Below are 18,075 nucleotides of genomic sequence, written 5' to 3' on the forward strand. Positions count from 1 at the left end.
TGACACCCCACCAACGGGTCAAACCGTTGATAAATCAACATTTATAGAGGGAGGTATTAAAATCATTTGCAACTAACAATAAATAGTTTTATACTTACGAAGGTTAATTTTTATGTTTTTAAACGTCATTCAGGCTTATTGTTAGCATAATTCATATATTTTACCAAAATGGCATTTCTAGCTTATCTCACGCTTAAAACGTGGTTTCTTCTAGAAATGCCAATTTCACGTTACGAAGACAGAACACACCCATACTATAAAACTGGCTGTATCGGGTGATGATTATACTTCATATGTCCCTCGTTCACATTAATTGCCCCCTTCATTGATTCAATGTTAATTAGCAGATAAATGTAGTAGCTAGCAATTAGTAATTTAAATTTCTACGATTCGAACAACCTCTCTCATATTGCATTTCCATATGGTCTGAACACAAACCGTCTTATCCTATCTCGTGTCTTTTTGAATGGTACTTTAGTTATTTAAGGTGACTATGATATGATATTTATGGAAGAGGAATAATAATTAGTAAAGAAATTTTGTTTTTTTCAGAAGGGATATTTTCGAAAAGGTTGTTGATTTTTATCCTGAAAAGTAGATAGTGTCTCGGTAAAACTAACTAGCTTACTTATTTAAGCAAAACACTATATTTGAAAAAAGCCCTTTTCTAAAAATTTAGCTATAATCTTATTCATTGGGATAACATATAGAAAAACTCTTTTTAGAGGTGAGTTAATTGATTCATATTGGTTTAACTGGCTGGGGAGACCATATTAGTCTTTATGGAAAAAATACTTCATCACAAAATAAATTAGTGGAGTATGCCGGTTATTTTCCTACAGTGGAAGTGGATGCTTCTTTTTATGCCGTGCAACCAGTGCGGAATGCCGAGAATTGGGTAAGAAAAACACCAGACTCGTTTCAATTTATCGTGAAGGCGTATCAAGGAATGACAGGCCATAATCGAGGAGAAATTCCGTATTCCTCCCATGAAGAAATGTTTTTTTCATTCATTGATTCCTTAGTTCCATATATAAAAGCAGGGAAGCTGGCAATGGTATTGTTTCAATTTCCACCTTGGTTTGATTGCACAAAGGCGAATGTTCACTATTTAAGAGTATGTAGAAAAAAGATGGGTGATATTCCATGTGCCCTTGAATTCAGACATCAATCATGGTTTGACCCGAAGTATCGTGAAAGCACGCTGCAGTTTATGCGAGAAGAGAATTGGATTCATAGCATTTGTGATGAACCCCAAGTAATGCCAGGGTCTGTTCCTACTGTGCTTGATGCTGTTGATGAAGAAAAAGTGCTCATTCGTCTTCATGGTAGAAATTATTATGGATGGCAACAAAATAACAATCCAAATTGGCGAGAAGTTCGCTATTTATACCGCTATAATACGGCAGAATTAAAAGAGTGGGTTGAAAATATCCTCCAGCTTGAAAAGCAATGTAAAAATGTTTATGTGCTATTCAATAATAATTCTGGGGGAGACGCCGCAGACAATGGCAAAGAACTTATTAATTTATTAAAGATAGAATACACGGATCTTGCTCCAAGACAATTAGATTTATTTTAAAATATTGGAGAAAAAGTAATAAGGATACATAATTGCCTATAAATAGAGAAAATACAAACACAAGGAAGGCGAGAAGATGGAAGTCATCCACATATATCATACCAATGATTTACATAGCCATTTTGAAAATTGGCCAAGAATTTATGAATTGCTGCGTGAAAGGAAAAAATGGCATAACGAGGCTGGTGAAGCTGTTTATTTATTCGATATAGGTGACCATTTGGATTTGTCTCATCCTTATACTGAAGCGACGAAAGGCAGAATTAATACGAAGCTATTAAATAAAGAACGCTATGATGCAGTGACAATAGGGAATAATGAAGGGATTACACTACCATATGAAGCATTAGATCATTTATATGATGATGCTTTATTCGATGTGATTGTGGCGAACCTTTATAAGAATAATGGAGAACGTCCGGATTGGGCTATTCCTCATCAAATATATAAAACGGCAAAAGGAACAAAAATTGGTGTAATCGGTATTACCGCCTATTTTGCACAGTTATATGAGCTTTTGGGATGGAAATTGACAGAACCGATACAAGAATTATCTAAGCAAATAGAAGAGCTTCGAGGACAGGTTGATATTATTATATTGTTGTCTCATTTAGGAATAAATGATGATGAGATGATTGCCACGAACTATCCAGAAATAGATGTTATTTTAGGTGCACATACGCATCATATTTTTCATCAAGGAAAAATAATTAATAATAATCTTCAAGGTGCGGCTGGAAAGTATGGCTATTATGTAGGCCATATTGAATTAAAGGTTGATGATTTAAAGAAAGTAATCGATAAAAAAGCGATATTATATGAAACAAGTAAATTACCGATTGCGAATGAAGAAGAAGCAATTATCGAAAATTATTACTTGCAGGGCAAGCAGGCTTTATCAGAAAAAGCAGTTACTATTGGTGAGTACCTTTCACAAGAAGTTCTTGCGAAAATACTCTGTGAAAAATTAGTTTCTTGGTGTCATTCTGATTGTGCGATCCTTAATGAAGGATTAATACTAAATGGCTTGGAAGAAGGGGATGTCACTTTCTTTGACTTATTATCGATTTGCCCACATCCAATTAATCCTTGTAATGTAACATTAACAGGAGCTGAATTAAAGGAAATCTTGCTTGATATGAAAGTGGCGAAATGGGAGACACTGCAGGTTAAAGGCCTTGGTTTCCGAGGGACTTTAATGGGGAAAATGATTTCAGCAGGAATAACACAAGAGAAAAGTGGAGACATAGATATATATTATATCCAATCAGAAGAAATACAACCAAATCAGAACTATGTCGTAACAGTACCTGATATGCTTACGTTCGGTAATTTTTTTCCATCTATTTATCGAGCAACAAAGAAAGACTATTTTCTGCCTGAATTTATGCGTAATATTCTTGCGGACACTCTACAAAATCGGATAAAAGCTTAAAATCGATTTTCCTTATTTGAAATAGGGATAACCAAAAATATAACACAGATTGCTCCTCTTCTGAATATAATTACCATGAAGGTAAAGAGAGGAGTGAGCACGAAGTATTATGATTGATGTGTATCCTGTTGAAATCAATGGACATACTTTTATTGCAGTCTCAGTACTATTGCCTAAAACTACCTTGCTTGCTGTTAAAAATGATAAGGGTTATATCATGTGTGGAGCACTAGATATTGGATTGTTAAATGATAAGCTGAAAGACCGAAAAATAATTGCTGGCAGAGCTGTTGGCGTTAGAACGATTGAGCAATTATTGGAGGCACCTTTAGAATCTGTTACAATCGAAGCAGAAGCATATGGAATTCATAAAGGCATGATTGGAAAAGAAGCATTGTTGAAAATGGTTTAATTTAAAATGAAGTCCAGAAGGATTAACGAATGAAAAGGATATTTCCTTTTTTTCGTTAGTCCTTCTTTATTATAAGGGAAATTTTTCATTTTCTTTTCTATAGGTCTAAAGAAATAGAGCTGAAAGTACGATATAATATTTATAGATAAATTATTAGGAGCCAATAAAGCATGAAATTAGTTGGGACGAAAAATATAAAAGAAGGTGCAATCTTAGCTAAGCCCATATTAAACGATCGTGGAAAAGTGTTAGTTAATAGTGGGGTCCGTTTAGAACAAAGGATTATTAAAAGGTTGCTTGATTTTGGTGTCAGCTACGTATATTTAGAGGATAAGCATACTAAGGATATCAAAGTAGATGCTGCTATTTCAGAGCAGGTGAAAATGGAAGCGATGCAAACCATTGAGAAAAGCTTCCATACCTTAAAACAAACAGACCCTTCGAATATTTCGATGGTGATGGAAAAGAACACTCCAGTTTTTAAGAAACTAGTTGGAAAAGTACTAACAGAATTAAAGAATCATGAAGATCTTTATACTATTATGTCGGATGTCTATCTATATGATAATTATATTTTTTCGCACAGCTTGAATGTAACCATTTATACATTAGCGTTAGGACTAGAATTAAAACTTCCGCCTAGGCAGATGGAAATTATAGGGCTAGGAGCTATTTTACATGATATTGGCAAAATGAATATACCTTTAGACATTTTAATGAAGCCAGGAAAGTTGACGGAAGAAGAATATGAGATAGTAAAGAACCATGCAGAAGTAGGCTTTGAAATTCTAAGAAATGTTCAGACACTGCCGTTGTTAGTTAGCCATTGTGCTTACCAACATCATGAGCGTTTGAATGGATCCGGTTATCCTAGAGGTTTGAAAGAAGAAGAAATACATTTATTTGGAAAAATTATCGCCGTAGCAGATGTTTTTGATGCGATAACATCTAATCGTGTCTATCATGATGCCCTCTTGCCACATGAGGCGCTAGAAATTTTATATACTGGTTCTAGTCGCCTATATGATGCAAAAATTGTCGAAGCTTTTAGAAGAGCTATTGTCCTTTATCCCAATGGTTTAAGCGTAAAGCTAAGCAATGGAGAAAAAGGAATTGTCTGTAGACAAAATAAGGGAATGAACGAAAGACCAATTATTAGAATAGTTGAACGAGAAGGAAAGGAAATCCCTCCTTACGATTTGGATTTAAAAGAAGATCTCTCTATCCTCATAACCGAATGTGATACGATTCATACTCCTTTATAAGAAATTAGGCGATAAGAAGGATTAACTTCATCTTATCGCCAAGGAAGAGAGTATGGTATATTATTTTTTACTTCGTGCTCTTATCTGTTCTTGTCTTTCCCATAATCTTAAATGAGCATATGGATCATAAGACCATTCTGTATACCCATTATCTTTATAAATTCCATAGTGTAGGTGAGGTGGGAATTTGCCAGAAGTACCTGGTGGCCCATATCCCGAACTTCCGACTCCACCAATAAGCATACCAGGCTCTACTATCATACCTGCCTTTATTTCTTTAGAAAATCCGCTTAAATGGGCAAAATAATGATAGTTATTATTTATATCTCTAATTCCAATTCGCCATCCACCGTAATTATTCCATCCTTTCATTTCCACAATCCCATAGGAAGTCGCTTTTACAGGGACTCCATAGTCTGCAAAAATGTCGGTTCCTTCATGGATCCGTTTTCCTCCCCAACCACGTGCATCACCCCAAGTACTGCGATAGCTATGATTACTTCTTAGAGGAAGAGGGAAGGCGTGATCATCGAGATTTAGTCTGCCAAAGTGCTTATATATGGCGGCTTTTCCCATGATGATGCTTACGGTTTTATCCCTCTTATAATAATTCCATAGACCGATCTTAAAATTATCTTCATCCATTCCATATTGGCTAATATAATTTGAGAATGCGGAGAGGATATCTTCATCATTAAATCGATCTGCTTTTCCATCTCCATTTCCATCTACTCCAAGTCCACCAAATAAGGGAATGGTATAAGGGTTGGTATCTTCAGAATCTGGATTGATAATGCCGGCCCAGTTTTCTTTTGTAAAGTAAATCCCTGTAAGTCCTTTCGCTTGTGGGATATCTTTTCTTGCGGAGCGAATATTTCTCTCATATTGATCAACAGCCGCTATATAATACCAAGGAATTTGATACAATGCTTCGATTTTGTTATATAGTTCCATCCTTTTTCTGTAAAGATCATTCGTATTTTGAGTAGCATATGTGACAGTGGTCGGTAGTAAAAGCATAAGTATAATGATTAAAAACATTAACCTGCGCAAAAGATAGTCCCTCCCTTCATATTCTGTCGTTTTATTTTGTGAGTTATCATGAAAAAAATAATTATCAATTAATGGTAATCTTTTAAAGCAATAACTTGTAGAGGTATTTCCATTGTGTTAAAGTGACAAATGAAAGCGCGGCAATCCTTTTTTTGTGTATAACATACAAAAATTTCTTATTTAATTCTGTTATACAATACTGTTTTTAGGTAAAAATGATGAAAATTATTTTACTAGGAGATGAATGTGGTGTCAGAAAAAAAACAAGAATATTTACGCAAACCTGAATGGTTGAAAATTAAATTGAATACGAATGAAAATTATACAGGTTTGAAAAAAATGATGAAGGAAAAACAGCTACATACAGTATGTGAGGAAGCAAAATGTCCCAATATTCATGAATGTTGGGCTGTAAGAAGAACGGCAACATTTATGATATTAGGAGATATTTGCACAAGAGCCTGTCGCTTTTGCGCAGTAAAAACAGGCTTACCGACAGAGTTAGATTGGCAAGAGCCAGAAAGAGTTGCTGATTCTGTCTATGCGATGAATTTAAAACATGTGGTTATTACTGCTGTTGCAAGAGATGATTTAAAGGACGGCGGAGCAGCTGTGTTTGCTGAGACTGTTCGTGCAATTCGTAGAAAAAACCCATTCACTGGCATAGAAGTACTACCATCTGATATGGGAGGCGTAGAAGAAAATCTACGTATTTTAATGGATGCTAAACCTGATATTTTGAATCATAATATTGAAACAGTAGAAAGATTGACCCCTAGAGTACGTGCACGCGCAAAATATCAACGTTCGCTTGAATTTTTGCGTAGAGCAAAAGAAATGCAGCCTACAATACCGACTAAGTCTAGTCTTATGATTGGATTAGGAGAAACAAAAGAAGAAATTATCGCAACGATGGATGATCTCAGAGAAAATAACGTGGATATTATGACAATTGGCCAATACTTACAGCCAACTGCAAAGCATTTAAAAGTTCAAAAATATTATCATCCAGATGAGTTTAAAGAATTGAAAGAAATTGCTTTGAGTAAAGGCTTTAGCCATTGTGAAGCTGGACCATTAGTCCGTTCTTCTTATCATGCAGATGAGCAAGTAAATGAAGCGAAAAAAAATCAGCAAATGGCAGAACATGCTAAGGAAGCTTAATCATTTTAGTCCTCCCTTAACCAGGGGGGATTTTGTTTATATTTATTACTTTGTGGAATGAACAACATCCATACCAAAAGGATTTTTGCATAGATTCTCCCCATGAACGAGAAGCCTATAAATTGCTATTCCGATTTTCCAAGTTATGTAACCGTAAAAAATAAAAAATTCTGTATTTTGCAGGAGATTTTATTGTTAGTGCTATGTAAAAATCCTTCCTAAGGTTATAATGATAATGGAAGAATGTAATAATTGGACAATTTTAAGGAAATTCATACAGGTTTTGAGGTGATACGATTGGTTTGTATTAATAACCATTGTTATGAACTGATTGAAGAAAGAAAATCAGGTTTCAATGAAGAAGCATTTAAAAATAGATATAGTGATATATTAACGAAATACGATTATATTGTTGGAGATTGGGGTTATGGACAATTAAGACTACGTGGCTTTTTTGATGACCATAATCAAAAATCAAGCTTTGATACAAAAATAAGTACGTTAACGGAGTACTTGTATGAATATTGTAATTTTGGCTGTGCATATTTTGTCGTGAAAAAATCGAAATAGTAAGTAGGCAATCCTTCAATTTTTTGTAAAAGAGGGAGCTTCCATTCTGAAAGAAAATGAGAAATGGTCCGTTTAGCGGCAATAGAAACTGTTTCTTTAGATGATTAGCTTAAAATGTATCGTAACTAGGCGAAATCTACTTGAAAAATGCATAAGTAGATTTCTAAAAGCCGTTTCCTTACAAATAAGCAAGGCCATTAAAGTTTTTTCTAATCTACATTTTAAAATTTCCCATTGCTTCTTAATTTAATAGAAGAAGGGAAAAGTCCATCTATAGAGAGATAAATGCTTATTTGTGACAGAAAAAGTTGGCTTTTTGAGAGGAATGGAGCTATGAAATATCAAGAAAATATATATTCAAGATTATTTAATTGGGGGAAATTATTGCTTCCGGCAAAATCGATAAAGTATTTTCCTCCATCCTTTGTTTTACGAGACCCGATCATTCATCAAGTAGAAAAAGCAATGAATCATGGATATGAAGTGGCAGTTGTTGTAATAGATATAACGAACTTACATAGAATCAAGCAACAGTTAGAAGCGCGCGGCTTTTTAGATTATATTCGATTTCTAAAAAAATCATTTCGTGCAACGCTCCAATCATTGGATGCTTCAAATGACATTCTTGCAATTCATGATTACAATCCCAATGGTTTAACGATGTATATAAAATGGCAGCAAGGAACAGAGTGTTTAGCGCTTCTGGATGGATTACTAAAAAAAATTATACATAATGTCGAAAGAGCTTTTTGTGAAAGTGATAGTGTCCCGCCTGTATTTAATACAGGCTACATGTTTATCGAGAAAAAATATACCTACCTTAATGATGCAATTCAGACGGCTTATGAATTAGCGCTTGCAATGGCTCATAAAAGGTCTGATACAGAATTCAATAAATTAGTCCATGCACTGAGCAATATTGTTGCTAATAAGAGTATCCGCTTATTGGCACAACCAATTATGGATGTAGAAACAAATAAAATTCATGCCTGTGAAATGCTGACGCGAGGACCTGAAGGAACTGCACTAGAAAATCCGCTTCAGCTATTTTCCTTAGCAAGGCAAACGAAGTTTTTGTATGAACTTGAAATGATTGTTCTTGAAAAAGCTTTTGAACAAATCCAGCAAACCAAATGGAGGCACAATATCTTTATTAACTTTACACCTGTTACAATAGGTAATCCTAGATTTGTTAAAGATATTAAAAGTGTAATTCGTCGTTTCCATGGAATTTCGCCTAAAAAAATAACGATTGAAATTACAGAAAGAGATTCATTTGAGGGCTTAGAGCACTTTACTAATAACATTAAGGTGTTAAGAATGCTTGGATTTTTAATCGCAGTGGATGACACAGGAGCAGGCTATGCTAGCCTAAATTCTATAAGTGAAATTATGCCAGATATCATTAAAATTGACCGGTCTGTCATTCAGAATATTGATAAAAATTCCGTGAAAGAATCGATGTTAAAAGGTCTGCTTCTTATCGCAAAAGAAGTAGGATCTATTGTCGTTGCAGAAGGAATCGAAAGTGCAGAGGAAGCTTCTGTTTTATCGAAGAATAAAGTTGATTTAGCTCAAGGATATTTCTATGCCAGACCAACTAGCTTAAGTAATCATTTACAAATCTCATAAGGAACGGAAGGAGAAGTCGAAATTATGTATTTTGTAGACCGTGAAAAAATAGATGAACAATTATCTTATTATCAAGAGCTCATTAGTCAGTTTGAAAATCAGGATATATGGAACACATTTATGGAAAAAGTGGCACTCGAAAGAATAACACATATGATGATTGAGGTTATTTTAGATGTGGGAAATAGCATGATTGACGGTTTCATTATGAGAGATCCTGGAAGCTATGAGGATATTGTAGATATTCTAACTGATGAAAAAGTAATCACTATGGAAATGGCACAAGATATTAAAGAGCTAATTCTATGGAGAAAACAGCTTGTTCATCATTATACAAATATTGATCATAAGAGATTGGCTGCTGTATTTGCAGAAAAAATGAATTCGATAAAATCATTTATTCCGTCGGTAAAAGAATACTTAATTCATGAGCTCGGACCAGTATCTGCGTTTAAAAAATAATGTTTGAAGTTTTAACATTAGAAAGGATTTTTTTATAAATGAAAGCTTATAAAGGATATTTAATCGATTTAGATGGCACCATGTATCGAGGAACAGAAGTTATTGCAGAGGCTGCTGGATTTGTAAAGCAATTAATCGCTTTACAAATCCCTTATTTATATGTCACCAACAATTCAACCAAATCACCAGAACAAGTAGCCCAGAAGCTACGGGAATTCGATATACCGGCTAAAGCAAGTGAAGTGTTTACTTCCGCTATGGCTTCAGCGAATTATATTGCTGAAAAAACACCAGAGGCCAATGTATTTATGATTGGCGAAGAAGGGCTTGAACAAGCTTTGCTAGAAAAGAGTTTAAAGCTAGTAAATGATACAGAAAATGTCGATTATGTGGTTGCTGGACTTGATCAAAAGATTACCTATGAAAAACTGACAGTAGCTTGCCTTGCTGTGCGCAATGGGGCGAAATTTGTGATAACAAATGGTGATACGGCTTTGCCTAGCGAACGGGGATTACTTCCTGGTAACGGAGCTATTACTTCTGTTATCTCAGTAAGTACACAACAACAGCCAGTCGTTATTGGAAAACCAGAATCGATTATCGTGGACCAAGCAATCAAATTATTGAATTTGCCTAAAGAGGATGTTTTGATGGTAGGAGATAATTATCAAACAGATATTATGGCAGGTATAAATGCAAATATAGATACCCTCTTAGTTTATACCGGAGTTACAACGAAGGAGCAATTAGGAGACTATTCCACACAGCCAACCTTTACCGTGGATAGCTTAAGTGACTGGATTGTAAAAAAATAAGAATAACAAAAAGAGGACGCTTCACTACAAGTATACGGATTGTTTACTTTGTCTCGAAACGTCCTTTATTTTATTCTTTTTAGCATTGTGATTTATTCTTCCCCTCTAGCACGGTGAGCTAGTCTGCTTGAAGCAGCGGCTGCAATGGCACCAACAATGTCATCTAAAAAAGTATGGCATTCGCCAGTACTCTTATCATTTAGCTTTTGTAAAATTCCCGGTTTTAATTTATCTACATATCCGTAATTCGTAAATCCAATGGAACCGTAGACATTTACAATAGAAAATGCAAGCACTTCATCTACACCATAAAGTCCTTCATCCGTTTCCACAATTTCTTGAAGGGGAGATTCTAACAGCTTCTTTTCTGCCAGTATATCTAATTGTATTCCTGTAATGATAGCGTTTTGAACCTCACGCTTTGACAATACTCGCTCCACATTATGAATACAATCTTCCATTTGCAAATTTTTATGATATTTCTCTTGTAAAATATATACAAGCTTCGCAATGTCCTCTATGTTAACTCCACGTTCATGTAACCACTTTCTGGCTGTTTTTTCTGTTAGATCCTTTAATGACATGAACTTCACCTTTTCTTTTATTTATTCACTATGTAGTCACAGTGTTTATTATTATATGCACGGTAATCGAAAAATGTTCCTCTGCTCCTTATTGTTTACTTGAAACTGGATATTCATTAATTTTTTCCACTTAACAAGTTTTAACATTCATCATCATATACTCGTAAAAGAGAGGATAGGAGGAGGAAGAATGATTCGTAATATTTTGTCTACAAAATATGGGATTGATGTAGAAGAAGAAACTAGAATTGGCCATTATGAAGCGTGTATTAGTAGAGGAAGACTATATACACTCGTTCCCGTTGGAAATATAGAGGAGGGAGAGCTTACTGAAAGAGACCAAATAGCGACCCATATATATCAGACTGGAGATCGTCATGTTAGCATGCTATTAGAGTCAAAGGAAGGCGCTAAACATACGGAGATAGAGGAAAAGCTTTATTGTGTACTGATGAATGATCGGTTACGGCCTTTTCAACCTCGTCAATTAGGAAGAAAGCTAGGAAAGTTTCATTTCAGAGGCAGGACGGTTCAATTTGGAGTGCAAAAAATAAGCAGGATGGGACAATGGAAGAGCATGTGGGAACAAAGAATGGACCAATTGGAAGGATTCTGGAACAATATGTTATATAAACAGCCAGAAAGCGAATTTGATAAGCTGTTTATAGAATCTTTTCCATATTATATGGGAATTGCTGAGAATGCAATCCAGTATCTTGTCGACACAGAGCTAGATGACGATCCAAGTGCTGTTGACAGTGGTACGATTTGTTATCATCGTTTTACCAAAGATACATGGGCTGGGGAATATTATATTAAAAATCCATTTGATTGGGTATTTGATCATTGTGGAAGAGACCTTGCTGAATGGACAAGAGACCGTTATTTTAGAAATATTAAAACATATCATAGAGAAGTAAAAACATTCTATGAGGAATATCAAAGTGTTATGCCATTAAGCTCTTTTGCATGGAGATTAATATATGCAAGACTTTTATTTCCCATTCATTATGTCGAATGTGTTGAAAATTATTATTCTGCATCACATGAAGCAGATCGATTATTTCTGGAAGAACGATTAAAGAAAATGCTCAATCAATCAAAAGACTTAGAAATTTTTCTTAAGGAATTTTACCAAAATACGGAGGTTCCAGTTAAAACATTAAACATACCTATAGTAACATGGCTTTAAACAGAATAAATAAAAAAGGACCTTTTTGAAGCTTTATTTAATTAATGAGGTACTTTTTTGTTGTTTAAATGATATAAGTGCCCGTCGAATCTAAGAAAGGAAAGAAAAGTAGCAGAGACAACTATTTTAGTCAAATAATCGTTCTCGTCTTCCGTAGACGTACAAATTAAATTTAAATGGTGCTACAATCTTAAAGTAAATCCGATAACAAAAATCTAAATATAAATAAAATTTATAATTTTCCTTTAAGAATTGTATTATCTTCCTTTATAATGGATTCAATAAGTAAACGAGCAAATTTTCTTTTTTTAGGGGGATTCGTTCAAATATTCTTAATAAAAAAGAAATTTACAAAAGAATGTTTAAACACCCCTTGTAAAAAAAGGAATCAAACACTATAATGTCTACTATACAAAGACAGTTGTTCTCGTTAAAAGAACATCAGCGGGAGGAAAACAGATGGAGACAATTTCAATTGGGCTACTTGGATTAGGAACTGTTGGATCGGGCGTTGTGAAAATTATTGAAAATCATCAGGATAAAATTATGCATCAGGTTGGCTGTCCGGTGAAAGTAAATAAAATTCTCGTCAAAAATATAGAGAAAGAGAGAGATGTTGAGGTAAATGATATTCACTTAACGCTTGATGCCAACGATATTCTAGATGATCCTGAAATAGATGTGGTAATTGAAGTAATGGGTGGAATTGAAGAGACAAAGAACATCTTACTCAAAGCATTAAAAAATAAAAAGCAAGTAGTGACGGCAAATAAGGATTTAATGGCAGTACACGGGGCAGAGCTTTTGCAAGCAGCTTCCCGAAATAATTGTGATTTATTTTATGAGGCAAGTGTTGCGGGCGGGATTCCTATATTAAGAGGTTTGGTTGACGGATTAGCTTCTGACCGAATCATTAAAATGATGGGAATTGTCAATGGTACAACTAATTTTATTTTAACGAAGATGAGTCAACAGCAACGAGCGTATAAGGATGTTCTGCTAGAAGCTCAGGAATTGGGTTTTGCGGAAAGTGATCCAACCTCAGATGTAGAAGGACTGGATGCTGCTAGAAAAATGACTATTTTAGCGACGCTTGGTTTTTCCATGAATATTGGCTTAGAAGATGTAAAGGTAGAAGGAATTTCAAACGTAACAGATGAAGATATCCAGTATGGAAAGCAGTTAGGGTATACAATGAAGCTCATTGGTATTGCTCAAAGACAGGAAGAAAAAGTCGAGGTTAGTGTGCGGCCGACTTTTATTGTCGATAGTCATCCATTAGCATCCGTTCATAATGAATATAATGCTGTATACGTATATGGAGAAGCTGTTGGGGAAACGATGTTTTATGGTCCAGGTGCTGGGAGCTTACCTACTGCAACAGCAGTTGTTTCTGATTTAGTTAATGTCTTAAAGAATATGAGATTGGGTGTTAACGGAAAAGGTGCAATTGCCCCGCAATTTAAAAAGAAGCTAAAAGAACCAAATGAAATGTTTTCTAAATATTTCTTGCGTCTACAGGTACAGGATGAGGTTGGTGTATTCGCAGAAATTACCTCTATTTTCTCGCAACACGGCGTTAGCTTTGAGAAAATTCTCCAATTACCTGTGAAGGAAAAAGGATTAGCGGAAATCGTCTTGGTGACACATCATGCATCTTTGTTAAACTATGAAAATATTTTATTAGAATTAAGAGATTTAGCATCTGTTCGAACAGTTAAAAGTTCATATCGAGTTGAAGGAGGTACAAAGTAATGAGATGGAAGGGCCTTTTAGAAGAATATAAAGAATATTTACCAGTAAATGATGCTACACCAATGCTGACACTAAACGAAGGAAATACGCCATTAATAAAGCTAGATAAGTTATCAGAGGAATGGGGCGTAGAATTATACGTTAAAACAGAGGGAACGAATCCAACCGGCTCTTTTAAAGATAGAGGGATGGTAATGGCTGTTGCGAAAGCAAAGGAAGAAGGAAACTCAACTGTTATCTGTGCGTCTACTGGTAATACATCAGCAGCAGCAGCAGCATATGCTACTCGTGCGGGAATGCGTTGTATAGTAGTTATTCCTGAAGGCAAAATTGCGATGGGAAAACTCGCGCAAGCTGTAATGTATGGCGCAGAGATTATCGCTATTGAGGGGAATTTTGATCAAGCCTTACAAATGGTGCGAAAAATTAGTGAAACAGAACCTGTTGCACTTGTAAACTCTGTGAATCCTTACCGTTTAGAAGGCCAAAAAACAGCAGCTTTTGAAGTATGTGATCAATTGGGTGGAGCACCAGATATACTGGCAATCCCAGTTGGAAATGCAGGAAATATTAGTGCTTATTGGAAAGGATTTAAAGAATATCATCAAGTGAAGCAAACAGGACTTCCGAAAATTCATGGTTTTGAAGCAGCGGGAGCAGCGGCAATCGTTCATGATCGGGTATTTGAAAATCCAGAAACAATTGCTACAGCGATTCGCATCGGTAATCCAGCTAGCTGGAAGTTAGCCGTTCAAGCACAGCAAGAATCAAATGGAATTATTGATGAAGTAACAGATGAAGAGATTGTAGCTGCATATCGTACAATTGCTGCCACAGAAGGTGTATTTGCTGAACCAGGTTCTTGTGCGTCCATTGCAGGTGTGTATAAGCATATCCAAAGCGGGAAAATTCCAAAAGGAAGCAAAATAGTAGCTATTCTTACAGGAAATGGTCTTAAGGATCCAAGTACAGCTATTGATGTAAGTCCAATAAAACCAGTAGTTCTGCCTAATGATGAGAAAGCTGTTGCTAACCATATCAAAGGAGTCGTTCATATATGAACGAAGGTGAAATGCTGTTAATCAAAGTGCCAGCAAGCACTGCAAATCTAGGGCCTGGCTTTGACAGTATTGGATTAGCGTTAAATTTGTATTTAACACTTGAAGTGGCTCGAAGTGATAGATGGGAGGTTATTCCTTTAACAGAAGAACTACAGGAATTTCCTCAAGATGAGCAAAATTTCATCGTTAAAACAGCTATCGAAGTTGCTGAAACATTTCAAACAATTCTACCCCCTTGTCAGATTAAAGTGGATAGCAATATCCCTTTAGCAAGAGGACTAGGATCAAGTGCTTCTGCCATTGTAGCGGGTATTGAACTAGCGGACCAAGTCGGAAACTTAGGCTTGACTAAACAACAGAAGTTTAAAATTGCATCCAAAATGGAGGGGCATCCTGATAATGTTGGTGCGAGTATTTTTGGCGGCTTAGTCGTTGGCTGTCAATTAGGAGAAGAAGTGGATGCAGAAGTTATTCATTCTGTTGATTTGGAAGTGTTAGCTGTTATTCCCGAAGAGGAGCTATTAACTAAATCTTCAAGGGAAGTATTGCCAAGCACTTTATCTTTTAAAAATGCTGTATCAGCAGGTGCTGTTTCCAATTTATTAGTAGCCGCACTATTAACAAATAATTTAGAGCTTGCAGGAAAGATGATGAAAAAGGACAAGTATCATCAGCCATATAGAAAAGCGCTTGTTCCACATTTACAATTAATGGAGGATTGCGCTTTTGAATTTGGAGCATATGGTGTTGCTTTAAGTGGGGCAGGTCCAACTGTATTATGCTTTGTAAAACCTGGAAAAATGAATTTGTTAATAGAGGGATTAAAGCAAAAATTACCTAAAATGAGCCTTCTGCCATTGGAAATAGACAAGAATGGTAGTATTTGTTCAGGAGCAATTATTACAAAATAGAACGAAGAGAGCTTTTTGTCTATAAAGTAATGATTGAATAACAGGAAAGTTCATAAGAAAAAAAGAGGATGCACAAAATGCATCCTCTTCCTACTTTTAAAAATAGGTAGGATTAAAATACTTGCTCTACTTCGTAAACTCCTGGTACTTCTTCTAATAAAGCTCGTTCAATACCAGCTTTTAAAGTAATGGTAGAGCTTGGGCAGCTTCCGCAAGCACCAAGTAAACGTAGCTTAACAATACCATCCTCTACATCAACTAATTCACAGTCTCCGCCATCTCTTAAAAGGAATGGACGTAATTTATCGAGTACTTCTTGTACTTGTTCTTTCATTTCTTGCATACATATCGACTCCTTTCCTATTATTTATTATAATCACATTAGGATGAAAAATCTATAATCAAGAAACACGAATTACATAAACAAAAAATGGATGAATAGAAAACATAATACTAACCGCAAAAATAAGGAATAGACGAGCTCGTCTATTTGAGGGGGAGATTCGCTGTGAAAAAAGAAATTGAAGTAAGTATATATGGTGCAGACCAAATTTGTGCTAGTTGTGTCAATTTACCATCCTCTAAAGATACGTATGAATGGCTCCAAGCAGCATTGAGTAGAAAATTTCCTGAGCAAACCTTTCGCATAAGTTATTATGATATTTTTCAAGGTAATTATGAAGAAGAAAAAAATGAATTTTGCCGGAAGATTATTGAGGAAGACTTATTTTATCCAGTAGTTGTCATTGAGGGAGAAATAGTTGGAGAGGGAAATCCGAAATTAAAGAAAATTTATGCGGAATTTGAGAAATATGGTTATACGAGCATGTAAGAAGGAGTGCCGTTGTAATGAGCTATCTATAGAGAAGGAAGGAACCCATCTAGATGGTTCAAAAACGACACTGTCTTTTTAATCTGTAATTCTGCTTTTTTTATTTTTATCTTTCCATAAGACCCCATGCTTTATTAATCGTGGAATCCTTCCTGTCAAAGCTGTTTTAGCAATAAGGCCAAAGCCGTCTTTTTTTCCTAATGATCCAAGGACTCCTTTTAACTTTATTGGAGGCATTTGATAGGGAAGTACTTTACCATGCCATCTAGAAATGAGAACAAAGGCTATTTGTTCTGCCTGTCCTTCAGCAAGCTGTGCACTTGGAGGGTGAGTTAAACTAGCGCAATCACCAACAACAAAAACATGTTCATTTCCTGGAAGGTGATGATATTTAGATAAGAGAATCCTCCCTTTTTTATCTTTTTCCACCTCTAGTGCACGGACAATTTTATTTGGCTGAATGCCAGCGGTCCAAACGATACAATCAAACGACAGCGGGTTTCCATGATTATAAACGATATTCTCTTCAATACGAGTGATTTCACTATTTTTAAAAACGATTACTTTTTTTGATTCAAACCATCGTTCTACATAATTTCTTACTTTTTGAGGATAAGAAGTTAAAATGGTCTTCCCTCGATCAAATAGCGATATTTCTAACTTTCTAATCTCGACTAGTTCAGCAGCTAATTCAACTCCGCTTAAACCACCGCCGATTATAGCCACTTTTGCACCATCAGGTAAGCTTTGAAGATGCTTATGTGTACGTTTAGACTTACTAATAGATTGAATACTATGTGTGTATTTATCCGCACCCTCTACCTGATGATAATTATCTTCACAGCCAAGTCCAATAATAAGATCATCGTATTCAATGGGATTTCTACTTGTTAGCCATACCTTATTATTTTCCAAATCGATTTTTTCTACTTCCGCCTGTATAAGACTGACTTGAGGGTGTTTAGGAAAAGGAATTTGAAGACTTTGATCCTGAACGGTGCCCGCAGCAATAGCGTAATACTCTGTCTTAAGAAAGTGAAAAGGGACTTTATCTATTAATATGACCACTAGATTATATGGTAAATGAGGTATTATGGAGGATAATAGTCGCATTCCACCATACCCACCGCCTAATATTACTAATTTTTTCATTCTTTCCCCCCTTTGTTATCATTCGTCAAGGTATCTATAGGTATGAAAATAGTGCATGGAAGTCAGAGCTGTCTCCTTAAAGAGTATATTAAGTTTATTTATGAAAATGACTTTTCTCTTTAAGAAGAGCACTTTTAGTAAATAAGATATTCTTTGCTTCCACCTTAAGAAAAACCTAGTATAATTTGTAGGGGAGAG

18 protein-coding genes are annotated in these 18,075 nt (G+C 35.4%); 14 read left to right on the forward strand and 4 right to left on the reverse strand.

Annotation, left to right across the window (positions count from 1 at the left end):
* Window positions 1-736: 736 nt before the first annotated feature.
* The 4 genes from RTL21_RS20075 (at window position 737) to RTL21_RS20090 (ending at window position 4,694) form a co-directional block, all read left to right on the forward strand.
* The gene (locus RTL21_RS20075; protein ID WP_312098483.1) at window positions 737-1,582 is read left to right on the forward strand and encodes a DUF72 domain-containing protein; all 846 of its coding nucleotides are present in this window, start codon (window positions 737-739) and stop codon (window positions 1,580-1,582) included.
* Between the two features lie 76 nt (window positions 1,583-1,658).
* The gene (locus RTL21_RS20080; RefSeq protein WP_312098485.1) at window positions 1,659-3,017 is read left to right on the forward strand and encodes a bifunctional metallophosphatase/5'-nucleotidase; all 1,359 of its coding nucleotides are present in this window, start codon (window positions 1,659-1,661) and stop codon (window positions 3,015-3,017) included.
* 109 nt (window positions 3,018-3,126) lie between these two features.
* Complete coding sequence (locus RTL21_RS20085; RefSeq protein ID WP_312098487.1) at window positions 3,127-3,429, forward strand: YunC family protein; 303 nt, start codon at window positions 3,127-3,129, stop codon at window positions 3,427-3,429.
* Between the two features lie 170 nt (window positions 3,430-3,599).
* Window positions 3,600-4,694, forward strand: coding sequence for an HD-GYP domain-containing protein (locus RTL21_RS20090; protein WP_312098488.1), 1,095 nt, complete (start codon window positions 3,600-3,602; stop codon window positions 4,692-4,694).
* 60 nt (window positions 4,695-4,754) lie between these two features.
* Here the strand turns inward: RTL21_RS20090 and RTL21_RS20095 are convergent, their stop codons facing one another.
* Window positions 4,755-5,747: a M23 family metallopeptidase gene (locus tag RTL21_RS20095; protein WP_396954479.1), complete on the reverse strand. Its 993-nt coding sequence runs from the start codon at window positions 5,745-5,747 to the stop codon at window positions 4,755-4,757.
* 240 nt (window positions 5,748-5,987) lie between these two features.
* Here RTL21_RS20095 and lipA point away from each other — a divergent pair, with 240 nt between their 5' ends.
* The 5 genes from lipA to RTL21_RS20120 all read left to right on the forward strand — a co-directional run bounded on the left by lipA (window position 5,988) and on the right by RTL21_RS20120 (window position 10,390).
* Complete coding sequence (lipA, locus tag RTL21_RS20100; protein WP_312098489.1) at window positions 5,988-6,911, forward strand: lipoyl synthase; 924 nt, start codon at window positions 5,988-5,990, stop codon at window positions 6,909-6,911.
* A 297-nt stretch (window positions 6,912-7,208) separates the two neighbouring features.
* A complete protein-coding gene (locus tag RTL21_RS20105) occupies window positions 7,209-7,481 on the forward strand; it encodes a YutD family protein (RefSeq protein WP_312098556.1) in 273 nt (90 codons plus the stop codon).
* A gap of 333 nt (window positions 7,482-7,814) precedes the next feature.
* Entirely contained in the window at window positions 7,815-9,113 is a 1,299-nt protein-coding gene (locus tag RTL21_RS20110) for an EAL domain-containing protein (RefSeq protein ID WP_312098490.1), read from the forward strand.
* Between the two features lie 24 nt (window positions 9,114-9,137).
* Entirely contained in the window at window positions 9,138-9,575 is a 438-nt protein-coding gene (locus tag RTL21_RS20115; RefSeq protein ID WP_312098491.1) for a DUF86 domain-containing protein, read from the forward strand.
* 38 nt (window positions 9,576-9,613) lie between these two features.
* Window positions 9,614-10,390, forward strand: coding sequence for a TIGR01457 family HAD-type hydrolase (locus RTL21_RS20120; RefSeq protein ID WP_312098493.1), 777 nt, complete (start codon window positions 9,614-9,616; stop codon window positions 10,388-10,390).
* A 92-nt stretch (window positions 10,391-10,482) separates the two neighbouring features.
* Here RTL21_RS20120 and RTL21_RS20125 read toward each other — a convergent pair whose 3' ends face one another.
* Window positions 10,483-10,974: a phosphatidylglycerophosphatase A family protein gene (locus RTL21_RS20125; RefSeq protein ID WP_312098495.1), complete on the reverse strand. Its 492-nt coding sequence runs from the start codon at window positions 10,972-10,974 to the stop codon at window positions 10,483-10,485.
* A gap of 190 nt (window positions 10,975-11,164) precedes the next feature.
* Here RTL21_RS20125 and yutH point away from each other — a divergent pair, with 190 nt between their 5' ends.
* The 4 genes from yutH to thrB all read left to right on the forward strand — a co-directional run bounded on the left by yutH (window position 11,165) and on the right by thrB (window position 15,893).
* A complete protein-coding gene (yutH, locus tag RTL21_RS20130) occupies window positions 11,165-12,166 on the forward strand; it encodes a spore coat putative kinase YutH (RefSeq protein WP_312098497.1) in 1,002 nt (333 codons plus the stop codon).
* 459 nt (window positions 12,167-12,625) lie between these two features.
* Window positions 12,626-13,921, forward strand: a complete 1,296-nt coding sequence (locus RTL21_RS20135) for a homoserine dehydrogenase (protein ID WP_312098499.1) — start codon at window positions 12,626-12,628, stop codon at window positions 13,919-13,921.
* On the forward strand, window positions 13,921-14,982 hold the full coding sequence (gene thrC, locus RTL21_RS20140) for a threonine synthase (protein WP_312098501.1): 1,062 nt from the start codon (window positions 13,921-13,923) through the stop codon (window positions 14,980-14,982). Before RTL21_RS20135 ends, thrC begins: the two co-directional genes overlap by 1 nt.
* On the forward strand, window positions 14,979-15,893 hold the full coding sequence (gene thrB / locus RTL21_RS20145) for a homoserine kinase (protein ID WP_312098503.1): 915 nt from the start codon (window positions 14,979-14,981) through the stop codon (window positions 15,891-15,893). Before thrC ends, thrB begins: the two co-directional genes overlap by 4 nt.
* A gap of 112 nt (window positions 15,894-16,005) precedes the next feature.
* Here the strand turns inward: thrB and RTL21_RS20150 are convergent, their stop codons facing one another.
* On the reverse strand, window positions 16,006-16,236 hold the full coding sequence (locus tag RTL21_RS20150; RefSeq protein ID WP_312098505.1) for a NifU family protein: 231 nt from the start codon (window positions 16,234-16,236) through the stop codon (window positions 16,006-16,008).
* A 165-nt stretch (window positions 16,237-16,401) separates the two neighbouring features.
* Here RTL21_RS20150 and RTL21_RS20155 point away from each other — a divergent pair, with 165 nt between their 5' ends.
* On the forward strand, window positions 16,402-16,725 hold the full coding sequence (locus RTL21_RS20155; protein WP_312098507.1) for a YuzD family protein: 324 nt from the start codon (window positions 16,402-16,404) through the stop codon (window positions 16,723-16,725).
* A 78-nt stretch (window positions 16,726-16,803) separates the two neighbouring features.
* Here RTL21_RS20155 and RTL21_RS20160 read toward each other — a convergent pair whose 3' ends face one another.
* Window positions 16,804-17,877 carry an NAD(P)/FAD-dependent oxidoreductase gene (locus RTL21_RS20160; RefSeq protein WP_312098508.1) on the reverse strand — a complete coding sequence of 358 codons (1,074 nt, stop codon included), beginning with the start codon at window positions 17,875-17,877 and terminating at the stop codon, window positions 16,804-16,806.
* Window positions 17,878-18,075: the final 198 nt, after the last annotated feature.

The organism is Niallia sp., from assembly GCF_031978665.1.
Taxonomy (GTDB): domain Bacteria; phylum Bacillota; class Bacilli; order Bacillales; family Cytobacillaceae; genus Niallia.